Source organism: Mycolicibacterium austroafricanum, assembly GCF_902705885.1.
Lineage (GTDB): Bacteria > Actinomycetota > Actinomycetes > Mycobacteriales > Mycobacteriaceae > Mycobacterium > Mycobacterium vanbaalenii_A.
Genome location: NZ_CACSIP010000007.1, coordinates 75139 through 96057, shown reverse-complemented (window position 1 = coordinate 96057; position 20919 = coordinate 75139). Strand labels below are relative to the sequence as shown.

At 66.3% G+C, this 20919-nt stretch carries 18 protein-coding genes; 11 read left to right on the top strand and 7 right to left on the bottom strand.

Features of this window, described 5'->3' with window-relative positions; translation table 11 throughout:
* Positions 1-80 precede the first annotated feature (80 nt).
* Entirely contained in the window at positions 81-272 is a 192-nt protein-coding gene (locus BEMPMBAN_RS06580; protein WP_133259137.1) for a hypothetical protein, read from the top strand.
* On the opposite strand, the gene mobF is transcribed toward BEMPMBAN_RS06580, so the two are convergent.
* Positions 269-6136: a MobF family relaxase gene (mobF, locus tag BEMPMBAN_RS06575; RefSeq protein ID WP_159229580.1), complete on the bottom strand. Its 5868-nt coding sequence runs from the start codon at positions 6134-6136 to the stop codon at positions 269-271. The genes BEMPMBAN_RS06580 and mobF overlap by 4 nt on opposite strands.
* Positions 6137-6375: 239 nt before the next feature.
* Here mobF and BEMPMBAN_RS06570 point away from each other — a divergent pair, with 239 nt between their 5' ends.
* Both BEMPMBAN_RS06570 and BEMPMBAN_RS06565 read left to right on the top strand, forming a co-directional pair.
* Complete coding sequence (locus BEMPMBAN_RS06570) at positions 6376-6978, top strand: hypothetical protein (RefSeq protein ID WP_133259138.1); 603 nt, start codon at positions 6376-6378, stop codon at positions 6976-6978.
* 11 nt (positions 6979-6989) lie between these two features.
* A complete protein-coding gene (locus BEMPMBAN_RS06565) occupies positions 6990-7517 on the top strand; it encodes a hypothetical protein (protein ID WP_234897321.1) in 528 nt (175 codons plus the stop codon).
* Between the two features lie 122 nt (positions 7518-7639).
* Here BEMPMBAN_RS06565 and BEMPMBAN_RS06560 read toward each other — a convergent pair whose 3' ends face one another.
* From BEMPMBAN_RS06560 to nrdH, 4 genes are all read right to left on the bottom strand, one after another.
* Positions 7640-7903 carry a hypothetical protein gene (locus BEMPMBAN_RS06560; RefSeq protein WP_112558128.1) on the bottom strand — a complete coding sequence of 88 codons (264 nt, stop codon included), beginning with the start codon at positions 7901-7903 and terminating at the stop codon, positions 7640-7642.
* Positions 7904-7978: 75 nt separating this feature from the next.
* Positions 7979-9520, bottom strand: a complete 1542-nt coding sequence (locus BEMPMBAN_RS06555) for a DNA cytosine methyltransferase (RefSeq protein WP_112558129.1) — start codon at positions 9518-9520, stop codon at positions 7979-7981.
* A gap of 122 nt (positions 9521-9642) precedes the next feature.
* Complete coding sequence (locus BEMPMBAN_RS06550) at positions 9643-10191, bottom strand: hypothetical protein (protein WP_112558130.1); 549 nt, start codon at positions 10189-10191, stop codon at positions 9643-9645.
* Between the two features lie 73 nt (positions 10192-10264).
* Entirely contained in the window at positions 10265-10531 is a 267-nt protein-coding gene (gene nrdH / locus BEMPMBAN_RS06545) for a glutaredoxin-like protein NrdH (RefSeq protein ID WP_112558131.1), read from the bottom strand.
* Positions 10532-10988: 457 nt separating this feature from the next.
* Between nrdH and BEMPMBAN_RS06540 the strand changes: the two genes are divergently transcribed.
* The 8 genes from BEMPMBAN_RS06540 (at position 10989) to BEMPMBAN_RS06505 (ending at position 19670) form a co-directional block, all read left to right on the top strand.
* Positions 10989-11666, top strand: coding sequence for a helix-turn-helix domain-containing protein (locus tag BEMPMBAN_RS06540; protein ID WP_068920331.1), 678 nt, complete (start codon positions 10989-10991; stop codon positions 11664-11666).
* 60 nt (positions 11667-11726) lie between these two features.
* Positions 11727-12035 (top strand): hypothetical protein, encoded by a 309-nt coding sequence (locus BEMPMBAN_RS06535; protein WP_125939771.1) that lies wholly within the window; start codon positions 11727-11729, stop codon positions 12033-12035.
* A gap of 109 nt (positions 12036-12144) precedes the next feature.
* Complete coding sequence (locus BEMPMBAN_RS06530; protein WP_070354484.1) at positions 12145-14178, top strand: cellulase family glycosylhydrolase; 2034 nt, start codon at positions 12145-12147, stop codon at positions 14176-14178.
* On the top strand, positions 14175-15785 hold the full coding sequence (locus BEMPMBAN_RS06525; RefSeq protein ID WP_083128755.1) for a PE-PPE domain-containing protein: 1611 nt from the start codon (positions 14175-14177) through the stop codon (positions 15783-15785). The genes BEMPMBAN_RS06530 and BEMPMBAN_RS06525 overlap by 4 nt, the downstream gene beginning before the upstream one ends.
* A gap of 252 nt (positions 15786-16037) precedes the next feature.
* Complete coding sequence (locus tag BEMPMBAN_RS06520) at positions 16038-16460, top strand: hypothetical protein (RefSeq protein ID WP_068920335.1); 423 nt, start codon at positions 16038-16040, stop codon at positions 16458-16460.
* Positions 16461-16572: 112 nt separating this feature from the next.
* Positions 16573-16776: a hypothetical protein gene (locus BEMPMBAN_RS06515; RefSeq protein ID WP_159229579.1), complete on the top strand. Its 204-nt coding sequence runs from the start codon at positions 16573-16575 to the stop codon at positions 16774-16776.
* Positions 16777-16994: 218 nt separating this feature from the next.
* Positions 16995-17186, top strand: coding sequence for a hypothetical protein (locus BEMPMBAN_RS06510; protein ID WP_159229578.1), 192 nt, complete (start codon positions 16995-16997; stop codon positions 17184-17186).
* Positions 17187-17219: 33 nt separating this feature from the next.
* Positions 17220-19670 carry a PE-PPE domain-containing protein gene (locus tag BEMPMBAN_RS06505; protein ID WP_112558132.1) on the top strand — a complete coding sequence of 817 codons (2451 nt, stop codon included), beginning with the start codon at positions 17220-17222 and terminating at the stop codon, positions 19668-19670.
* Here BEMPMBAN_RS06505 and BEMPMBAN_RS06500 read toward each other — a convergent pair.
* On the bottom strand, positions 19639-20388 hold the full coding sequence (locus BEMPMBAN_RS06500; RefSeq protein WP_068920339.1) for a Fic/DOC family protein: 750 nt from the start codon (positions 20386-20388) through the stop codon (positions 19639-19641). The two genes, BEMPMBAN_RS06505 and BEMPMBAN_RS06500, sit on opposite strands and share 32 nt — an antisense overlap.
* Complete coding sequence (locus BEMPMBAN_RS06495; protein WP_125939772.1) at positions 20385-20591, bottom strand: hypothetical protein; 207 nt, start codon at positions 20589-20591, stop codon at positions 20385-20387. Before BEMPMBAN_RS06495 ends, BEMPMBAN_RS06500 begins: the two co-directional genes overlap by 4 nt.
* Positions 20592-20919: the final 328 nt, after the last annotated feature.

Below are 20919 nucleotides of genomic sequence, written 5' to 3'. Positions count from 1 at the left end.
GCGGGCGAACCGATGAGCCCGCATTCAGAATCGGTTTCCTCTAAATGTGGTTACGCGGTGAGGTCATCGAACGACAGCTGATGACCGGACGGCATAAGAACCGAGGCCTCAACTTCCGACCGGACCCAGACCTCAAGGAACGGTTCAAGGCAGCGACGACACAGGCCGGGACATCAATGGCGGCTGAGCTCACCGCGTTCGTGCGGTGGTATGTCGGCGACACTGACGAGCTGCCCAATCGTGTAACCAACGTGATGGAACACCACATCTAAACGTCTCGGCTGAGTCCATCGCCGCGTTGGGCGGCGTTCCACATGCGGGTGTGTAGTTCGTGGGCGGTGGTGTTGCGCTGCTGGGCTTTTCGGTGGCGTTGCAGGGCGTTGGTGATGGCGGGGGTGTGGTGGTCGGGGTGTAGGCCGGCGGCTTGCGTGAGGGCGGCGTCGGTGTCTGGGCTGGCCTGGTAGTGGTTGATGCGGCCGGTGGACGCGGTGAGCACTGGCGACCAACGGAGTTCGGTGTGCAGCAGTTTGAGCAGTGGCGCTGCCGGTGGTGGTGGCCAGGTGGCGGTGTTGGTGTCGAGCAGGATGATCCGGGCGTGGGCGGTAGCGGCGTTTTCGGTGAGATCCGCGATGGTCTCGGGGGTGAGGTGTTCGGCGCGGTCGATGATGACGATGGTGCCGGGCGCGCTGTCGGTGAGGTCGATGGTGGCGGCGTCGATGACGGTGGGGTTGATCGGGGACAGGTCGGGGTTGTCACAGATGGTGGGGGGTGCGGCCCAGATCAGCGGGCGCTGCGCGGCGTGGGCGGCGCGGGCGGCGCGGGCGAGATGGTTCATCATCGGTAGCAGTGCGGCGCGGTCGGTGGCGTGGGCGGCGGTGAGCACGAACGGAATGTCGGTGAGTCGGTGTAGGCGGTGGGTGTCGATGTCGGGGTGCTCGGGGATGGGCAGCCGGTCTTGGAAGGCGTGTTGGCCGGCGGCGTCGAGCACCCGCAGTTCGGTGTCGATGCGAGGCAGTAGGTCGGTGATGTGGTCGGCGGTGCTGCGCTGAGCGTGGGCGAATGCCTGCGCGGCGGCGAGTTCGGTGCGGTGCAACTGTTCGCGTAGCGCCGCGCGGTCGGCGCGGTGGCGGGCGAGCAGTGTGTCGTCGTCGGCGCGGCACCGGCGCAGCAGGGCGTCGGCGTCGGCGTGGGTGACGATGTGTTCGCTGCCTCCGGCTGCGGCGGCGCGGGCAGCGGTGGCTTCTTGGAATGCCGGGTGGAACTGCTCGGCGGGGCTGCGGGTGGGTAGCTGGTAGCTGGTGAGGAAGTTCAGGTTCTGGGTGGCCGAGGCGATATCGAGCGGGTCGGCAGCCGGGTCGGCGCGCAATATATCGAGTTCGGTGCGGGCGTGGTTGATGAGTTCGAGGGCTTCGGTGTAGGTGGTCTCGGCCTCGTGCCACTGCGCAAGAACGGTTTCGACGCGGGCCAGGAAGGGTCGATCGGCGTCGGCGGCGTCGCGCATGCGCCGCAGTTCATCGGTGGCGGCGAGCACGTGCGGTCCAGCGCCGGCGGACACTTGTGCAGCGAGTGCACGTAGCTCGGCGTCGGCGGCGGCGTAGCGGGCACGCAACGCGTGCACGTCGGCGCGGTGGGCGGCCAGCGCGGCAGCCGGGGTGGGACGGCTGGTGCTCAGGCTGTCGAAATCCAGGTGCGATTCGGCGTCAAGGACGTCGTGGGCGTACTCGGGTGGGGGCAGTTGTTCGTCGGGTTCGGTGGGCTCGGTGAGGTCGTATTCATCTAGTCCGAGCGCGGCGGCGAGGTTGTTGGGGTCAGCCAACACATCCTCGTGAGAGTGCTGGCGCCAGGCTGGTGCGTTCGCGATATCGGGGTGCAGGTGGGCGAGTTCTTCGTGTTCTTCCGGGGTCAGCGGTGCGTGCTCGGGAAGGGGGATGTCGTGGTCGTAGGGGTCGTCGGTGGTGAACACCTCGATCGAGTAGGTGAGCAGGCGGGCGTACTCGTCGGCGCGTAGGTGATGGGTCAGGTGGGCGTCGGCGTCATAGAGGTGTTCGGCGGCCACGTGCAGCAGATCCAACGGTGTCCACTGGTCGGGATCGGCGTTGCTGATCGCGGAGACCAACGCGGGGAATGCGGGGTCGGCGGCGATCGTTTCGGCCAGTTCGGTGCCGAACACGGTGTGCAGATCGGGCAGCCAGTCCGGGCGCAACCCACCGTTGGCGGTTTCCAGTGCGGCCGGGGACAGGGTGCCGCACAGCCGCCACCACAGGGCGGCGGCGGGTAGTTCGTCGGGCAGCGGTCGGTCGGCCGCGGACTTGCGTACGAGCTGGGTGATGTTGACTCCGGTGCGCGCGGCCGCCGACAGGTGATGCGCCAGCTGTGGCCAGTAGGGGTCGCGGCGGATGTGCGGGTTGATGGAGTCGATCAGGTCGTCGTAGCGGTTGGTGGTGGCGTCGGTGCCGATCAGTTCGGCTGCGCGTTGTTCGAGTCCGCGTTGGGCGGCGCGGGTGCGGGCGGGGTATTGCTCGGGCCCGGCGATGCGGGTGTCGTTGTCATCGACGGCGGTCGCGGCGCGATACACGGCCAGCTCGGCGGCCAGCTCTGCGTTGGTGTCGATCAGGGGGCGTGCCCATCGCGGCGCGGTCGCCGGGCTCCATCCGCGTGCGGTGTCGGCTACCTCGGCGGCCAGTTCGGTGACCCGCTGCGCCCGGGCCGCCAGATAGGTGCTCCACTGAGGGTCAGCGGCGAGGCGTTCGGGGATGGCAGGCAGCCAGGACAGCGGACCGGCACCACCGGAGTGCGCTCCGGTCGGGTCCAGGCGCCAATCGATGACCGCGGCCGGGTCGGCGGCGTTGTCGAATCCGCCGGCAGCGACCACTTTGTCGAGCCGTTTGAGCGGGTGAATTCCGGCGGCGGCGATCAACGCGAGGTGCTGGCGCAGCACCGGCCAGGCCGTGGCCGAGGTGAGTCCGGGCACCAACTTTTCGGCGTGGGAATCCAACTCGGCGTGCTGGGCTGGGCCCAGGCGTGACTCGGCCGCGGCACCGACCGCATGGGCGTACATGGCTGTCGCAGCGGCCAGGCGGGCGGCTGGATCGGTGGCGGCGCGGGCCGCGCTGGTGGCCGACACTTGCGCGGCGTCGCGGCCCAGCGCACGGGTCAAGACGTCCACAGCGGTGTCGGGGTGGGTCGCTTTCGGGGACAGCACGCGGTGTGGGTCGTGTTCGGCGGTGGAGAAGTAGATGTGGTTGCCGTACACCCCTCGGGTGAGTGCGGTGTACACCTGCTGGCGGGTCAACTGGTCAGAGCCCACGGTGTGACACCGGTACCGGGCGGTGGCTCCCTGGGTGGCGTCAATGGTGCGGGCGTAGCCCAGGGTGACGTGGGCACGGACGTACTCGGCCGGCAGGCGCAGGTGCGCCCCAGACTCCAGATGCTTAACGGTGATCGAGCCTTCCGGGTCGACCTCGGTGACTTCCCACCGGTAGCCGTTGCGCACGAAATCAGTCGCACCCAACGCGAGGGTGCGGTCATTTTCCTTGGTGAACACGAGGTCACCGACGCTGGCGCGCGCACCGGCCATCAACACCGCTTCGATGCCGGGGGCGCGGGCTCCGAGTTCGGTGAGCCGGTGCAGTCGGGCGCGGTCGTTGAGTTCGGACACCAGATCGTGGGTGGGCGCCAACAGCAGCGAGTGCTCGCCGGCGGCGATATCGGATTGCCAAGCCTCGAACGCCATGTCGGACGCGGCGGCTTGAGTGCCGACGTGCACGCGCTGCTCATCGAGATAGAACGCGATCCCCGACGGGTCACCGTCGCGCAACGCCAGACCGGCTTGGGCTTCGGCGGCTGAGGCGAACCGCATCACTTGGGACAACGTGATCGCACCGTGGCGGTGGGCCAGGTCGCGCAGCACACCGCCGGCGCTGATCGAGGACAGCTGCTTGTCGTCACCGACGAGGCGCACGCTGGCGCCGCGGGCCAACGCGACCGCGATCATCGAGGCCAACGCCAACGTGCCGGCCTTACCGGCCTCGTCCACGATGATCAACGTGTTTTCATCGATCGCGTCGTACCACTGCCGCGCCGGATCACCGGGGGAGATGTCGGGATTGTCGGTGAGCCAGTTGAACTTATCGAGAGTGTCACCGACTTCGACTTCGATTTCCTCGCGCAGCAGCTGCGCCGCACTCGCACTCGGGGACAACCCGATGACGGTGCCCCCGGCACCTTCCCAGGACCGCGCGAGCGCGGCCATGGCGGTGGTCTTACCCGACCCGGCCGGGGCCAGCGCGAGCATGACCCGCTGCCCGCGACAGGCCATCTCGCGGACCAGTTGGGCTTGGCCGGCGTTGAGTTCACGCCGATGCGCGGCCTGGGCCAGTAGTTCGATCTCGACGTCGGCGGCGGGCACGGTGCGCCCATCGCGCAGCTCGGCGGCGGCCAGGATGGAGCGTTCGGCGGCCAGGATTTCGTGGCTGGTGTAGGTCTGCGATCCGACTTGGCGGTACACGCTGGAGCCGTCGCGGCGGCGCAGCCGGGCGGGCTCACCGAGGTCAGTATCAGGACTGCACGCGTGGCGGATGCTCAACGGTTCGGCCAAGGCGGCGTCGGTGATGAGTTCGGCGATGCCGTCGATTCCGGCGTGCCCGGTGACCCGCACCACCCGCAACGCTTCGGCCAACACATGGGTGCGGTTCCAGGTGGCCCGCGCCGCGGAGACGGTGGCGATCACCTGGGCTGCGCGCGCTTTGATCCAACTGTCGGTGACCTCGGCCGGTGTCGTGGTGCGCCCGGCCAAGGACCGGGCGATCATCGCGTTGACCGCCTCGTCGCTGCCCAACAGACCGACCGCTTGAGCACGCCACTCTTGGCGTTGTTCGGCCAGTGAGCGTGGTTCGTGCTTGGCGTCGCGGGTGGCCAAGGTGGCCTGCTGGAACATCGCGATCGACTCCGGGGTGGTCGGCTCGCGGCCGTGAGCGGCCTGAAACTTCTTGGCCAACACCGCATACTCGGCGTCGATCGCCGCCCGGCGCGAGGACCACAGTTCGTTGAGTTCGCGGCTCACCCCGACCACTTCGCGGACCTCGCGCTTGCCTTCGCGGGCATCACCGCGAGCGGCGAACCGCATCCCCAACACCTGACCCAGGTAGGCCTCCAGTCGCGAGTTGTACAACTCCGAGGCCGCGACGGTGGAGGCATACAACGGCCGACCATCGAGGGCATACCAGCGGGCGATGCCGTCGGTGCCGCGGGCGCGGACCTTGTTGGAGATCGCGACGTGGGTGTGCAGGCCGGGGTCCGACGCCCGGGTGTCGCGGTGCAAAAACTCCGCGGTGATGAACCCTTCGGTGTCGACCTGGGCCACGCCCTGGGCGCCGATGCGGGTGTAGGCGGCCTGGTCTTGCAGGAAATCCAACGCGTCTTGGACGGCCTTGCTGTGGCATTCCTCGATCTGTTTGGCGATCGGCTCCGGGCACAGCGCATAGAGCGCGGACACGCTTTTGACCGGAGTGAAGGTCATGTCGTAGCCGGCGACCGAGGTGGTTTGGTCGCGGGTGCCGCGGGCGATGAACCCGGTCAGTTCCCGCTCATCCAAGGGGGCGCGGCGGTGCTGTTCTTCGAACATCTCGGTCGCGATGTCGGTGCGCATCTGCGCTCGCACCGACTCATCAATCGCGGCGTTCCAGTGCGCACCGATGGACAAGTTATGGTCCCGGTAGGCCAGCGCCAGGCGCTGCTGCAACTCGGTTTCCCCGGCATTGACCCGAAACGGCCGCCCCAGCGAAGTCGCGGTCAGCGCCGAGTTCTTGCGCGCCCCTTGAGCAATGAGCTGCTTGGTCAACGCTGAGGCGTTCGGGTGCACGCCCAGCCCGAACAACGCCTTCATCTGATCCTCGGTGACCTCCGAGCCCTCGGCCACCGACCACAGCCGGTCCCCGGCGTCGGTGCGCGTCCAGTTCTCCGAACCCGCCGACAATCCGGCCAGCCCGCGCCCACCCCAGCGGCCCGGGGTCTCACCCTTCGAGGAGTAGTAGTCGCCCAACGATTCCGGGCCATGAGTGCGGTCATGGGCAGCCACCTGCCGCACCAGGTACAAGTACCCGGAGCCAGCCGTGAGCTTGTGGATGCCCGCGTTCACCTGCCCAGCGCACCGATTTCTCACGACGAAACCAAGGCCGCTTTCCGCCAGCCCCCGAACGGACCGTTACCCAACCGTGACCTAAGTGCAAGAGGTGTGTGGGACCAAACCAGGCTGGAAAGCAACGATGCAGGTCAACGAGGGTGAGACGGTGGTGAGGGTGAAATGGCGAGTGAGTAGGGCGGTTGTGCGGGAAGCAAGCGTGATTGCGTCGTAAGTGATGGCTAGCATCCGGAAACATGGCAAACGCAACGACAAAACACGCAGTGAAACAACGGGTTCTGGAGGCGCGGCGCGCCGAAAAAGCCGCGCGCGAGGCGCGGGAGGCAGCCATCGTGGATGGCCTGTCGGAGTTTCTCGCCGAAGTGGATCGCGCGGCAGCGGTCGGGACAAAGCTCGAAGATCAGGTGGCGGCAGCGCGCGCGAAAGCGCTTGAGCGCGTCGAGCGGATTGAGCAGGAGACCGAGGAACGGATTGCAAAACTGACCGAGGCGGCGCGTGAGGAGACCGCACGATGCGAGCGTGCTGCCGGTGAGGCGGTGATGCGGCTGCGCGAGCAGGGCGAGACAGTAACGGCCATCGCGAGTCAGACTGGGCAGAGCCAAAATCGGGTGCGGGAGCTGGGCAAGCTGGCCACGACCGCCCAGGGCGCTACGGAGGTGGTCCCGATGGGCAGCGCAGATACCTGTGGCGCGAGCGAGGATGCCGAGTCTGCCGGTGTGAACGCTGAGGAGCCTGACGTGGTGCCCGGCGGTGGCGCGGTGGCGGCCAGCGACGGCGCAGGTGATGGGGTGGGCGCCGAAGAGCCGGCGGTCGACACAGCCACGAGCCTCAGCGCGTAGCGAGGCTCGTGGTGGGCGCGCTGGCGCGCGAGCTGTCAGTCGATCCGGACCGCGATATCGCTGAGGTGGCAAGGTTCTTCAGCCGAGTGGTCGCGGGTCCAGGTCGGCAGGACTGTTGGCTGTGGACCGGGGCCATCGGTGACGACGCTTACGGCCGGTTCGCGATTCGACGCGAGGGCAGGCTGCGGATGGTGCGGACACCGCGGTATGCCCTCGCGGTGGCCGCAGGCGGTCGAGCGCTCGACGGGCATCTGCGGGCGCTGCACGAGTGCGATGTGCCGATGTGCGTCCGGGTGATCACGGCCGAAGAGTTGCGCAGCGGTGTCCGACCTCATGTCGTTGCAGGGACGCAACAGGAGAACATGGAGAGAATGGCGAGGGCGCGGCGCGGTGGAGGGACACCAGCAGTGATTGCGCGGCGCGCCGGGGTCAAGGCGCGACGTGAGCAGGCGCTGGCGCTACGCGCGGCCGTGCGCTCTGGGTGGGATGGCGCGGCGGTGGAAGCCGCGCTGCTCGGCGAGCAGCCCCGATTGTGGTGAGGATTGGTTAGCTCTCGTTGAGTAGCCCCCGGTATAACCGCGGCGGGGCGACGCTCGCAGGGCGAGCTCTGGCTCCTATCGGGCGTGCGGCGAGTTCCTTCGCGATCTCGCCGCACGTCGCGTTAAGCCTGCACCCGCGTTACGTATTCGATCTCGATGACGCGGCTGCCGATTCTGAGGACATCATCACCCGACCCTGGTGACAACTCACCCGTGACGACTTCGCCATGGGAAAGCGTCACCTGAACCGGACCATACGGCCCATCGTCGGTGATGTCGGCGACCAGAGTTCGAACAAGGATGCTGAACGTTCCTACCCATCCCGCGCCGGATGACGCGAGGTCGAGATCGTAGGCGTCGGCGGTGGCGCGGTCGGAGGTCTTCATCGGTGTGGCACCTTTCGGTATGGGCGGTGGGGGTAGGCCCCGGCGAGTAGGGGATGCACGCCGGGGCCTACCGGCTTAGGTGGTGACGGTGGCGGGCTCGCCGGTGAGGGTTTCCACCACGAGTCCGACGAGATCGCGGGCGGCCGGTGGGGTGACGGCGTTGCCGGCCAGGCGGACTTGCTCGCGGCGGGTGCCGAGCATGCGGTAGTCGGTGGGAAAGTCCATTGCGGCGGTGATTTCGCGGGGCTCTAGCATCCGGAAGAACACGTCGTTGATATCGATGTGTTGCGGTGGCGCGGGGGCGGGTCCGCTGGTGATCAGACTGTGGTGCTCGACGGTGGTGACGGTGGGCAGTGCCTCGTCGGCAGGGATGCTGCCGCCTTTGCCGTAGTAGCTCGTGATCAGCGGTCGCGGCTCGGTGGGGTTCCAGCGGCCGTGGAACACGTCGCCTCGTGTGACGGGGGTGTAGACCAGGCCGTGGTGGTTTCCGGATGCGGTGACCGTCGATAGCGCTTCGGTGGTGCTGCGGGCATCGCTGGAGCCGCCGCGTAGTTCGGCGATGAAGGGTGCGAAGGCGATGCCGTCATTCTCGCGAGTGGTGCGGGTGGCGATGGGTTGGTCGGCGGCGACGGCCTCGGTGCGCCACGTGCCTCCGGTGGGGACCAGCAGCGCGGTCTCGCTGCGCGTGGTCATGGTTCGTGTCGGCTGGTCCACCGGGGCGGCGTTCTTGCCGTCGCGTCCTTCGACGGGCACCAGCATGGGCTGCCAGTAGCGCTGGATTCCGGCGGCGATGCGGGCCATGGTCTTGGCGGCCAGTGGGCGGCTGCGATCACTGATACGAGTGCCGGTCAGCGACCAGTCGATGATGTCGGCGGCCGGGCGGTAGGTCGGCTCGATCACCTGGTTGCGGCACGAGACGTTGGGGCAGCGGTAGACGTACTGGGCGCGGTACTTACCCCACGGTGCGCGGTCGGTGCGCTTGAAGCTCTGCACGGCGCGCACCGGCCCGCAGTCGGGGCACACCGCGTAGGGGGACACGACACGCTTGACGTCGGGCCGGGGGTCGCCCACGCGGGTGAAGATCGCGTAGAACCGGTCGCGTGACTGGGGGGCACCTCGGCCGTAGAGCTGGGCGTGCATGGAGTTGAGGTAGACGAACTGGGCGGTGTACCCGATGGATTCCATTGCCATGCGCCACGCCTGGAACGGTGGCCAGAACACGACGTCGACCACGTTCTCCACGATGACTGCGCGGTACATGTGGTACTCGGAGAACCGCACGACATCCCACATGGTGGCTCGGCTCCGTTCGGCCGCAGCCTCGGGGAGGATCTCGCCGAACAGATCGGGTTGGGCGTCTTGTCGTTTGCGGCCCTGGGCGATGCTGTGTTTGGTGCAGCTCGGGCTTGCCCAGAGCAGGTCGGTGGTGGGAAACAGGCGCGGGTCGATCTGGGAGAGGTCGGCCTGAATGTGGTCGGTGTTCGGGTGGTTGGCGCTGTGGGTTTCGATGGCCCGATCCCAGTGGTTACTGGCGACGGTGGCGACGACGTTGTTGATCATCACAGCGCCAGCGGTGGAGCCTCCGGCGCCGCAGTACAGGTCGCAGATCGTCAGCATGGGGTGGTCCTCTCAACAATGGATGATGGCTATAGCCTACCACATAAAGGGTGGCTATAGCCATCCATATGCGTGGGTTCTTGGAGTGCCCCGTGGCGGCGGCGTCTCACATGGCGGGGCGGTCAGATCAACTGGTCGAACAGGTCGAGCTGGGCACCGGCGTCAAGGTCGAGAACTCGACGTAGGAGGGCATGGGTCTTGTCGCGCATCTCATTGGCGCGGCGGTAGTGCTCGCGGTGTTCTTCATCTGAGGGGTGGTAGCGCGTGCAGGGTCCGCTGTGGGCGTTGCGCGCCTCGTAGGCGTAGGGGCACCGGCACCACTGCCATGTGCGGTCCTGCTCTGCCCGAGTGGCGGTGAGCAGGTCGGCAATCTCGCCGCGCAGTGCAGACGGTAGGGCCTGGCCGCGGCGTTGGATCTGGGTGGCGGTGACGGTGGCGCGCGTGGGGCCGGCACCGGGGCGCGGGCTGACGAACTTCGATCCGACGGTCCAGTAGCTGGTCATCCAGTCGGGCGCACCGTGGGGCGCGGTCGGACCGGACGCGCCACCTGCACGGGCCAGCAGGGATCGCAGAGCGCGTTCCTCGAGGAACGCGTCAAGGAGCGCGGTTCCCGAAGACCGGCCGACGAAAGCCAGGAGGTGGCGTTGCTCGGATGTCAGAGTGGAGTGCACGCCTACGCCGCCTGCTCACTGATGGTCTTGAAGCCGGGACTCGCGGAGCTGCGAACCACCGGCTCGTGGGCGCTCATGCGCACAGTCCCGTTGCATCTGGTGCGAATTCCGCTTCATCGCAGACGGCCTTGATGCGGTCGGGCCGGAAGCCGCTCCAGTGGTCGTCGCCGGCCATCACGACGGGGGCTTGCAGGTAGCCCAGGGCCATCACGTAGTCGCGCGCCTGGCCATCGGCGCTGATGTCGACCTTCACGTAGGTGATGCCTGCTTTGTCGAGCGCCTTGAACGTCGCGTTGCACTGCACGCAGTTGGGCTTGGTGTACACGGTGATGGTGGGCATTGCGCCTGCCTTTCTAAGTGGATGGCCATAGCCTACCATCGCGGGGAGGCAGTGTCAACCTGATTATGGCTCTGAACTGCTGGTTTCTGTGCATCTAAGGGTGTGGCGGGCTCGGCGTGAGCAGGGGTGCGGTGTCCGTGACCTTCTTCTTATCCAGGCGTAGTTCTGCTGAGGGGTACGCAGGCCGGGACCCCGGTGGATTGTGGGCAAGTGGTGGGTGCGCCAGAGTGCATGACCGCAGCCGCGTCGGCGGTTGGGTGAGGCGGGCCAGGCTCATGCGTAGTCGAGACCGCCCCCTGGCGGGGTGGGTGCAAGAGGGTGAGTCCACGCCAACGGGTAGTCGACAAAGGTCGACTCGGCGCGAAAGGGACGACCCGTGACTCCTGGCTTTCACGCCGCATGTGCTGCGGTGAGTTCGGCTGCGATGTCGCGCGGTCACGCTTGCTACCGTTTCGGGATGGCCGATTCGACAGCGGAGGTGTTCTCAGCGGCCAAGTTCACCCTTCGGGCTGCACAGACCGGTGTGACGTGGAAGGAGTTGGCGTCCCGGCTTGAGGTTCATCGGACGACATTAGGTGCCGTTCGTAGCGGACGCAGTGCACCGTCCACGGAGTTGTTGGTGAAGATGGTTGAGGTCCTTGGGGGGACACCGGAAGACTATCTCGATCTCCCCGAACGTCCGTCATGGACCTTGAAGCTGTTTCGGATGGTGGCCGGCTATACGCAGCACGCGGTCTCGGAAGCTCTTGGAGTGGCTCCGGCTGCGGTGTCGGGTTGGGAAACGGGCCGCTATAAGCCTCCACGTTCGGTCGTGCCGAAGCTTGCGAAGATGTACAGGGCGTCAGAGGCGGAACTGGAGGCGGCAGTGAGCCGCCACGGCGAGGTTGCCCCGACAGAAGCCTTGGTGTTGTGCGCCGAATCTGTGGTGCGGTTCGCCGAAGTCGCCTTGGAGGCGGTCGCGGCTATGCCCGCGGCATCCCGGCGCGCTAGGAGCGCACTGGTTCGTGAACAGTTGGAAGTCTCGATGGAGTCCCTCTCGTCAGCGGTTCGCGAGCTTCCGGACGAGTCCAAGCGGGCCCGCCTCGTTGGCGTGGTGCGACGACTGGCCGAACTACACGCGTCCGCGGAACCGTAGCGACGTGTAACCAATACACTTGATACACTCCGCTGGTCAGACGCCAGCAAGGGGGTGGCCATGTCTGTCGACCTACCCGACCAGGAGGGTGTAGCCAGCCAAACAGCCGGCCGCACCCTCGACCTCGCGGCGGCGGGACTCGCCTTGGCCCGACTCGCGGTTGAGGCCTTCGCCGAAGGGGCATCCGAGGTGTCCAACGCCCAGGCCGAAGCGGTACAGAAGGCTTCCGAGCAGGTCATATCCGCCATTGGCGGCCTACCTGGAATGCCGCCTGGGCAGCGCAATATTGCCGCCGAGATCTCGTGCGAACTGTCCACGCTGGCGACTGATCTGGTGGATGACTCCGACGTAGGGCTGAGCCCGGCCTAGGTTTCGCCGGGCGCGGATGTGAGCGCTTGCCCGATGATGCGTTGCCAACATGTTGAATACACTGCTACCGTCCCCGTCAACAATCACTTTCTGGGCAGGGGACCCGACAATGACCACTCCGATCCCGCTGTTGCGGGCCAAGATCGCCGCAGGCACAGTCGCAGCCGTCACGCTGGCTTCGGTGCTGACCACCGCGCCGGCAACCGCTACCACCACTGACCGAGCCCGCCCAGTCCACGAGGTGGCCATCTCATTGCTGGCGGAAACCAGCAGTGCCGCACCAGTGTTCGGTGTCGCCGACTCGCATCTGTACGACCTCGGTCCTGATGAGCTAGCGGCACGGTTGACCGAGCTGCGCAACTTGGGCGTCACGGATCTGCGGATCGCGGTGCCGTGGGTGTACATGGAGCCCGTCAAGGGCACCTACAACTGGGCGAAGATGGACGCCCTGGTGTCCACGGCAAGCGAGCTGGGTTTCACTCTGACCGGCAGCGTGACGGCGACCCCGACGTGGGCGGGCCTGCCGCTGGCCGGTGCCCCGGATCCGGACACCTACGCCGCGTTCGCCGGAGCGGTCGCCGCCCGGTACGGGTCGCAGATTGCAGCGTACGAGGTGTGGAACGAACCGAACGGCGTAATCTTCTACGCCCCAGTCGATCCCGCGGGATATACCCGGATGCTCAAAGCGGCGTACACCGCGATCAAGACCGCCAACCCGGACGCAATGGTACTCGCAGGATCGCTGGGGGCGACAACCAATGTCGCCGGGATCTCGGTGACCCCGCAGCGATTCCTGGCTGACATGTACGCCGCGGGCGCCGCAGGCTATTTCGATGCTCTGTCGTATCACCCGTATCACTACACACTGCCATTCTCCGCCGGGGCGGGCACAGCCAACACACCGCTGGACCAGGTGCGCAAGCTCTACGAGTTGATGGTCGCCAACGGCGATGGCGACAAGCAGATCTGGGCCACCGAGTACGGCACAGCCACCACACCCGGATGGGGTGTCACCCAGGCCGAGCAGGCCGCGCTGCTGCGCGACTTCCTCACCGCGTGGTCCAAGCTGCCCTATACGGGTCCGGCGTTTGTGTACACCTCTCAAGACGCGCAGACCGGGATTCTCAACCACGAGTACAACTTCGGACTCTTCACCTCCGACGGTAAGCCCAAGCCCGCCGCGCAGGTGCTTGCCGAACTGATCGCGGCCAGCGGTGTCGGTGAACTGCCCGACTACACCGCACCGCGCATGACGGCCGCACGGGACCTGTACTTGCAGCTCGCCTCGGTCGGTTTTGGGCTGGCCAACCAGGCGCTCGTTATTCCCAACGCTGCGATCGCCGTGATCTACAACCTGATGCCAGGTCCGCTGCGGCAGGCGTTCACCGCCGTGGCTAACGCGGTGTCGGCGGTCGTGGCTCAGGTCGCGATCGCGGTGACGCCGGTCATGGAGGCAGCACTCGGGTTGGTGATCCGCGCACTGCCGCAACCCTCAGTGCCCGTCTCAGAGCCCACCGACGATGAAACAGACGAAACGACAACAGGTGTGGCAGAGAATGCCGCCGACCGGGACGGCACGGGCGAGACGGCCGGCGACCCCGGTGGCGAAACCACTGCGGTGCTAGCCGACGATGCAGACGCCCAGCTCATCAACGTGCCCAATGATGACGGCGGCCACGATCTGGTCAGCACGACGAACCCGGACACCGCACAGGAGACGACAGTCGATCCGGTGGACGTCGGGGAATCCCTGACCGCGCCAGTCGCGGAAACCGAACCCATCGCCGACCCGACTGAACCGAGCGAACCCGATACCGCGACAGACAGCGGCGACTCGACAGGCGAGACCGAAACGGTCAGCACCGATGAACCGGTTGACGACACCGACACCACGACCGAGGCTGAGCCCGATACGGGGCACACGTCAGGCGTCGACAACGCCACGCAGGCAGGCAAGCGCACAGACGAAGCCAGCAGCGAAGACGGTGCCGTGCAGTCTGACCGTTCGCCGCGGCGCGGACCGCGCACGGCCACGTCGCCATCACGGCAGCGGGCTTCCACGGACCGGGCCGACCGCGCCGAGCAACGGTCCACCCCACGGGGATCGGGACGTGACAACAGCCGGACCGGAACCGGCAAATGACGACTCCCCACATCCGCCGAAATACGCACTGGGCCAAGCGGTGGGCAGGGGCCACGGTCTGTGCGGCGCTGATCGCGGCGCCCACGGTGGTCATCAGTCCTACACCCGCGCAGGCCGCTGACTCGGTGTTCTACCTCTCGGGCACACGCAACAATCCCGCACCACAGCAGATGATCGATCTGGCCGACATCGGAGCGGCCTTTACCTATTTCGGTGAGCAGGCATTGCAGATCGGCTACGCAGCGGCACTGTTTCCGTTCCAGGGCGCGACCGCGTTGAACGCCTCGGTAGCCGAGGGGTTGGCGAACCTCGTAGCGGCGTTGGAGGCCGCGCCGCCCGGAGATCGGCTGGTGCTGATCGGGGTCTCGCAGGGCGATATTGTGCTGAGCCTGTTGGAGCAGGCGCTGCTCGCGGCGGGCGAGGCCCGCGACGTGCTGTTCGTGCGGATGGCAGGCCCGTCCGGGGACACCGGGGTGATGGGCCGCAACTGGGGCTTCAACCTGCCTGGACTTTCATTCGTCACCCGGCCAGACGAATCCCCGTTCGATCAGATCGTGCTCAACCACGAATACGACGGGCTCGGCCACTGGCCGGTTAATCAGCTCAACGTGCTCGCTGTCCTCAACGCGGTCCTGGGCACCCTCACCTTTCACAATCCCAACAGCTACGCCGTGGATCTCGCCAACTTTCCCTTGGCCGATATCACCACGACCGTGAATTCGCTCGGCGCAACCACCACGACCTACCTGATCCGGGCGACCGGGCTATTGCCGTTGCTGCGGCCGTTGCAGGCGCTCGGTGTAGACGAAGGCCTGCTCAATGATTGGCACCGGAAGTTGAAACCGATCATTGACTCCGCTTACGAGCCCGGTCGTGCCCCCGTCCTGGCGCGGGTGGTGCAATCGATGGTGCGCGTGGTCGTCAACGGCTTGAGCAGGGTGGCCGAAGGCGTGGGAACGGTTTTGCGCCGCATTGAGGCTGCGCACCGGCCCGGTACGGCGACCGCTGTCGATGCGGTGGGGGACGCCGGCGACCAGGCGGCAGCGAGCCGTGCAGACCATGACCCGGGATCGCCATCACGATCGCAGACCGCGCTGGTGTCCTACTCTCAGGAGCCGGGTCTTGATCCAGTACCAGACACTGATCCCGCAGTGTCGCAGTCGAATACGGAAACACTCGGCGAAACCAGCAGTGAGCCGACCTCCTCCTCCAGCGCACCGGCCACACAGGACCCACTGTCAGAACCCGCCACCGCTCCCGCCGATGATCTCGATGCCGACAGCGACGAGCCAGGCACCACGGGCCCACCCGGCCCGCAGGAAGACGCGACGAGCATTACTCGCGGCAGCGACTTCCCCACAGGCCACGACGACACCGCGGTCACACCCGCCGACGCGCGTGTGACCACCACCAGCACGCGCCCGCACATGCGGACCTCCAGGCAGGCCGCGAGCTCCGAAGCGGTGTCGCGGCCGCGGTCCCCGAAGACGGTCAGTGTGTCGAGTAGGTCCGGATCCCCCGGCAGCGGCAGCGACCGCGCCACTTCCACATCGGCACCGCGCGCGGACACTTCCCGCACCACGAGAGATTCAGGAACCGAATCGTGACCCTCACAGCGCTGGCCTGGCTAGTTGGTGGCGCGGGCGTGCTTTTCCTGTGCTGGGAGGCGCGTCGCCGGGCTCAGGCAGCCTCGGCCCACATCCGCCACTGCATTGACTCCTTCGAGCCCCGCTCACCGACCGGCGCGCAGGCACCCGAAACTCGCCCTGACAGCACTGTGGCGCAAGGGGACACTTCGTGATCGGGCCGGTCACTTTCTTTCTCGCCGTCGCCGCCAGCACAGCGATCCTCACGGTGCTGTGGGCGCGGCATCGAAAGGCGTCGAAGTGAGCGGCGCCGCGTTCATCAGTGGCGTAGGGCCGTGGTGTTCGGTCGTGATTCTGGTCGTGTCAATACTTTCGGCGATGGCGATCCTTGCTCGCTACCGCCAAGGCACCGAGGTGTTGGGGCCCGCGCTTCTCGCTCTTGCGGTTTCCGTCGCGGGGGCGGTGCTGGCACTGCTGGTCGTCTTGGTGCCCTACCTCCTCGCAAGCCCGCCCATCGATGACCGGGCGCTCGCTGCCGCCATCGGAACGCCACATTGGTTGTGGCCGGCCACCTTGGCAATCGTCGCCTGGGTATGGGTGCTCGCCTATTCCACCTGGACTATGCGCCTGTTTCATCGCCAGCAGGGACCCTCATCGGCCACTGTCGGCCGTAAGCGGAGGGTGTCGCATGGCTGACTCCGAACGGCCACCCCGAGAGCAACGACGGTTCAGCGACCGATCTGCGCCCGCCGTCATCATGATTCGAACCCACTTCGCCTACGACGCGCCGTCTGGTCGGGCACCGCGAGTGGCCCGCTACCACAGCCACATCACAAACTGCGGCGAATTCGGCAACGACACAACGCAATACAACCATGTAGGCGATGTCTTTCAGCGCATGGTTGCCGCCTTCGGCGACGACGCAGACCTCGAAGTGGTGATCCGGCGGGCCGCCCCGAACACCGCGGAGACAGATCCCGCATCCCAGTTAGAGAACAGAGGTCCCGAATGACGACAACACAGACCGCTGCGGACGCAGCAGCTCGGTCGGACAGCTTTGCCGCACAGCTGAATCGGCTGTTTTCCAGCATCTACCCTCCTGGTCGGGGGCCGTACACCAGTCAAGAGTTGGTCCGTTGGTTGGGCATGCGCGGTCTGGCTTTGTCGGCGCCGTACTTGTCGCAGCTTCGCACAGGCGAGCGAAAGCGGCCCTCTGAGCAAACGGTCGAGATGATCGCCGAGTTCTTCGGAATCCGAAGCGAGTATTTCACCAGTCCCGAAAGCGGCTACGGGGAATGGTTGGACTCCGAATTGCGCTGGCTAGAGGTCGCGCACGACCCCGATGTGCGGCGGCTCACGACGATGCTGACCGCCTTGGACACCGATACCCGAGAGCAGCTCATGTCCGCTGCCGGTATCTGAACAGCCCCAGCCAAACACCCTCTAGGAGCGTCAATGTCCACCACCTCGCGCCGCTTGGCCGCCACGGTCGTAGCCGCGGCCACCGTCACCGCGCTGACCACCGCGGCAGCCGTCCCCACGCCGCCACCCGCCCCGACACGGCTCGTTGAGGCGCAGGTGAACCTCGCCGCTTCGACTGGCGTCTATCCGATCGGACCCATCCCGCAGGCGTTCCGCACCCTGGGCATGGGTACCGCGCAGGACTTCCTCAACGGGATGGCGGGGCTGGCGCAGATCGTCCCTGGCGAGGCGGGGCAAGGCCTCAAGCAGACGGTGGAAAACCTCGCCGCCCTGGTCGCCGCACTGCAGTCCGGTGTCAATCTGCCGATCTTGGGCAACATCTCCATCCCGGAGATCGCCGTGCCGCCGATGGGGCCGGCCGGGACCGTCGACCAGATCAACACGTTGCAGTGGTCGACCCTGACTCAGGGCACGCTGTCGGCGCTCAAGACCGCGCTGGCCGCCGGTGACGCGGCCGCGGTCATCATCGGGCTGCTCGGCGACATCACCGGCATCGACACCGAGATCATCGAAACCCTCGTGGGAGACCTGCCGCTGAACGTTCCCGGCACTTGGGACGGGCCGTTCTTCTCCGACGCCGGCAAGTTGGCTATCGTCCCGGCAATCGGCTTGGGCGGCACCAACTTCGCGCTCGCCTCACCGACGCTGCTCAACGATCCAGCCTTCGCCAAGACCGCGATCCTGGCGATCGCGTTGCGCAACCCGAGCCGCACCGGCGGCGGGATTCTCTCGCTGCTGGACCCGCTGTCGTCTACGGTCGGGCTGAATCTGTCGAATGCCGACGGAACGGCGTCGCACAAGGACACCAACAACTGGGGTATACCGATCACCGTCATGGACGGCAACGTCACGGTGTGGGACTTCGGGGCCGCATACGACATCATCTCCGATGCCCCGTCCACACTGCTCAACCCGCTGGCGTGGTTCAACAGCGGCGTCGGCCAGGTCGCGCCGACCTATCTGCTGCCCCCGAACGTCGATGCGTTCTTCGAAGTGATCAGCGATCTCACCGGTGGCAACCTGAGCGCCGGGACGATCAATCACCTGCTCGACACGGCGGACCTGATGAGCCTGCTGCACGTCGACGTCGGCGCGGACGGCAACCTGTATGTCACCTACGACTCGGGTCGTCTGCCGCTGCTGGAACCCATCCAATTCATCCCCCGCACACTGAGTTACCTGCCCGGATTCGGATTCTCCACCACTCTGTCGGACTCTTTCGCCGATGTGCTCACCCAACTGGTCGCCCAGGGTTACCAGGACGTCAACATGACCGTGGACGCCGAAGGGGTGGCCACCTTCACCCGCGGCTGGGACATGGCCGGCACCCAGGCGAAGTTCTGGCAGAACCCCATCACCTGGCAGATGGGCCTGGAGACCCCGCAAACCGTCTTCAACTCGATCATCACCGGACTGCAGACCAATCTTCTCGATCCGGACAAAGGCGAGTTCGAGATCTTCGGCAACAAAGAGATCGGAAACCTGGTCTACCGCAACGCAGTCAGCGTCGCCGTCGCGCAGCTCATATCGCAGGCGCTGGAGCAAGTACGCGACACGCTCAATCCGATCATCAACGACGTGCAGGGTGGGCTCACCCCGCTCGCGAAGGCGCTCGATGAGGCCACTGGGCAGGTGAACAAGGTCATCGATGACGGCCTGGGCGCAATGACCGGCCTCGGAGTGGACCTCAACGGGCCGATGCTCGACGCGAACCGACTTGTCAACGAGGTTGGCGATGGCATCAACAACGGCATCCGCAGCATCTTCAATCTCAAGCCGATCGACTCGCCACCAGCCCTGGAATCGACCAGCGACAGCGCACAACATTCGCCAGCGGTGGTGTCCACCTCGGGGGCTCGGACCCCCGCGATCACGGACACACCTGCTGCTGTGGGCACCACGATCACGCTCGACATCACCCCCGGCACCAGCGCACCCCAAGTCACCGCAGACGCCGAACCGGCGAACCAACCGGGCGCGGCGACCGAGCAAGCATCTGCCCCAAGCGAGCTGGCGGCGTCCACGGCCGACACCATTGAGGACCGTCTTGTTGCACAGCAGACAGGCGAGGGTTCCGGGGACGCCGATGCGCGCGAGACCACCAGCACCACAGCTGGAGCCGAGGAGTCCATGGTGAGAGCGAGCCGATCGGGCACGCGGGGAAGCCGCGCCGCAGGGGAGCGCCGCGGGAACACGGCGGCGGATAGGTCGGCCGGCGAGTCCGATACGAGATCGATTCGTGGGGAGCCGAACGCCGAGCGGGATACCAGGACGCCGAAGGCTTCGTTGCGCGCGGACCGTGAGTCTGCGACCACCGACGGACCCACGAATGCGCGTTCGGACGCTGCCTCAGCCAGTGGGTCGCGTTCCATCTCAGGAGACCGCCCCAGAGTTAGAGGCTCAGACCGCGGCTCTGCGGGATGAGCGACTGCGCCCACTGGCGTTCTTGGTCAGTGACCTGTTCTGTAGTGCGTGGTTCTACGGTGTCCAGCAGCAGGGCAGTGAGGCGGCCGTAGTGTCCGGTGCTGTGCCCGTGGTAGCGGGCGCCGATGAACTCTTCACGCCGTGCAAGAAGTTGCACGCCATCGAGTGCGTAGCCGTACTTGCGGCATACGGTGGCCATCAGCATGGTCTGGCTGCGGGTGTTGCCCTCGCGAAAGGGGTGGACCTGATCCAGCTGGCCCCAATGCTGGGCGATCGTCGGGATAAATGATTGCGGGGCAAGGTTTGCCGGGTCGCTCAACGCCTGCTGGAGTCGGGCAAATACAGCTGTGGCTTGTTCCTCTACGAGGCGTCCCGCTGGGTACCGATAGGTGATCCACGGGGCGGACCGGTCGTCGGGTGCAAAGTTGACGACATCGCGCCACTGCTTTGCCATCGCATTTTCTGGAACGACGCGGGTGGTGCCGGCCCACGGGTAGACGTCTTGGAAGAGGCGATGGTGCACGCGTCGGTAGTAATCGAGGTCGACGGTCGCGGGAAGCGTGGACGGGTCATCGAGGATAATTCCGCGCATGCGAGGCGCTACAGCGTGTGCTTCGGCAACCGCTAGGTCGGGGTAGTTCTTGATGCCGAATTTGTTTTTGAGTACACCTGGTGCATCAGGCCAGAAGTAACTATCCCACGTGTCGTAGGACGTCACCTCTCACAGAATCCCGGCTGGGTGAAGCGCGCGACCACCTCTGCGGCAGCCTGCTCCTCGTCAAGTTCGCCACTGTCCATACGGGCCAGGAGTTCACGAACCGAGTCGCTGTCGGGGAAGCCCGCGAGGCCGGCGGCCGCGATCGCCAGAGACGACGCTTCCTCGGGTGTGTAGGACACCGGTCGGCGCTGGAGCTGGCTCATGACAGTCATTGTAGATTCTCCAGTTCGGTCGGGGTCAGAACAGCCGGTGGTGTCCGACTGCGGGGCGGATCGCTGCCCGTAGGCCTGCCGGGGTTAAGGCGTAGTCGATAGGCGAGTCGGGGTGCTCGTCACTGAGGGTGTAGTCGATCGGGGAGTCAGCGGACGGGTATGTGTCCATGGGAGATAGCGCCTTTCGCGTGGGAGGGGGACCTGGTGACCGCACATAGCGGTTGGCTATAACATACCATCGATGGTAGGCTATGACCACCACTCCCTAGAAAGGTGTCGCCTCGTATGTCAACCAGTGAGCCACTGAAATTGGACCTTC

Coding starts and splice junctions, on each gene's coding strand:
- BEMPMBAN_RS06540 (WP_068920331.1), top strand. CDS start 10,989: ATGGCCGATTCGACAGCGGAGGTGTTCTCAGCGGCCAAGTTCACCCTT.
- BEMPMBAN_RS06580 (WP_133259137.1), top strand. CDS start 81: ATGACCGGACGGCATAAGAACCGAGGCCTCAACTTCCGACCGGACCCA.
- BEMPMBAN_RS06535 (WP_125939771.1), top strand. CDS start 11,727: ATGTCTGTCGACCTACCCGACCAGGAGGGTGTAGCCAGCCAAACAGCC.
- BEMPMBAN_RS06555 (WP_112558129.1), bottom strand. CDS start 9,520: ATGCTGACGATCTGCGACCTGTACTGCGGCGCCGGAGGCTCCACCGCT.
- BEMPMBAN_RS06570 (WP_133259138.1), top strand. CDS start 6,376: ATGGCAAACGCAACGACAAAACACGCAGTGAAACAACGGGTTCTGGAG.
- BEMPMBAN_RS06495 (WP_125939772.1), bottom strand. CDS start 20,591: ATGAGCCAGCTCCAGCGCCGACCGGTGTCCTACACACCCGAGGAAGCG.
- nrdH (WP_112558131.1), bottom strand. CDS start 10,531: ATGCCCACCATCACCGTGTACACCAAGCCCAACTGCGTGCAGTGCAAC.
- BEMPMBAN_RS06525 (WP_083128755.1), top strand. CDS start 14,175: ATGACGACTCCCCACATCCGCCGAAATACGCACTGGGCCAAGCGGTGG.
- BEMPMBAN_RS06505 (WP_112558132.1), top strand. CDS start 17,220: ATGTCCACCACCTCGCGCCGCTTGGCCGCCACGGTCGTAGCCGCGGCC.
- BEMPMBAN_RS06560 (WP_112558128.1), bottom strand. CDS start 7,903: ATGAAGACCTCCGACCGCGCCACCGCCGACGCCTACGATCTCGACCTC.
- BEMPMBAN_RS06510 (WP_159229578.1), top strand. CDS start 16,995: ATGATCGCCGAGTTCTTCGGAATCCGAAGCGAGTATTTCACCAGTCCC.
- BEMPMBAN_RS06530 (WP_070354484.1), top strand. CDS start 12,145: ATGACCACTCCGATCCCGCTGTTGCGGGCCAAGATCGCCGCAGGCACA.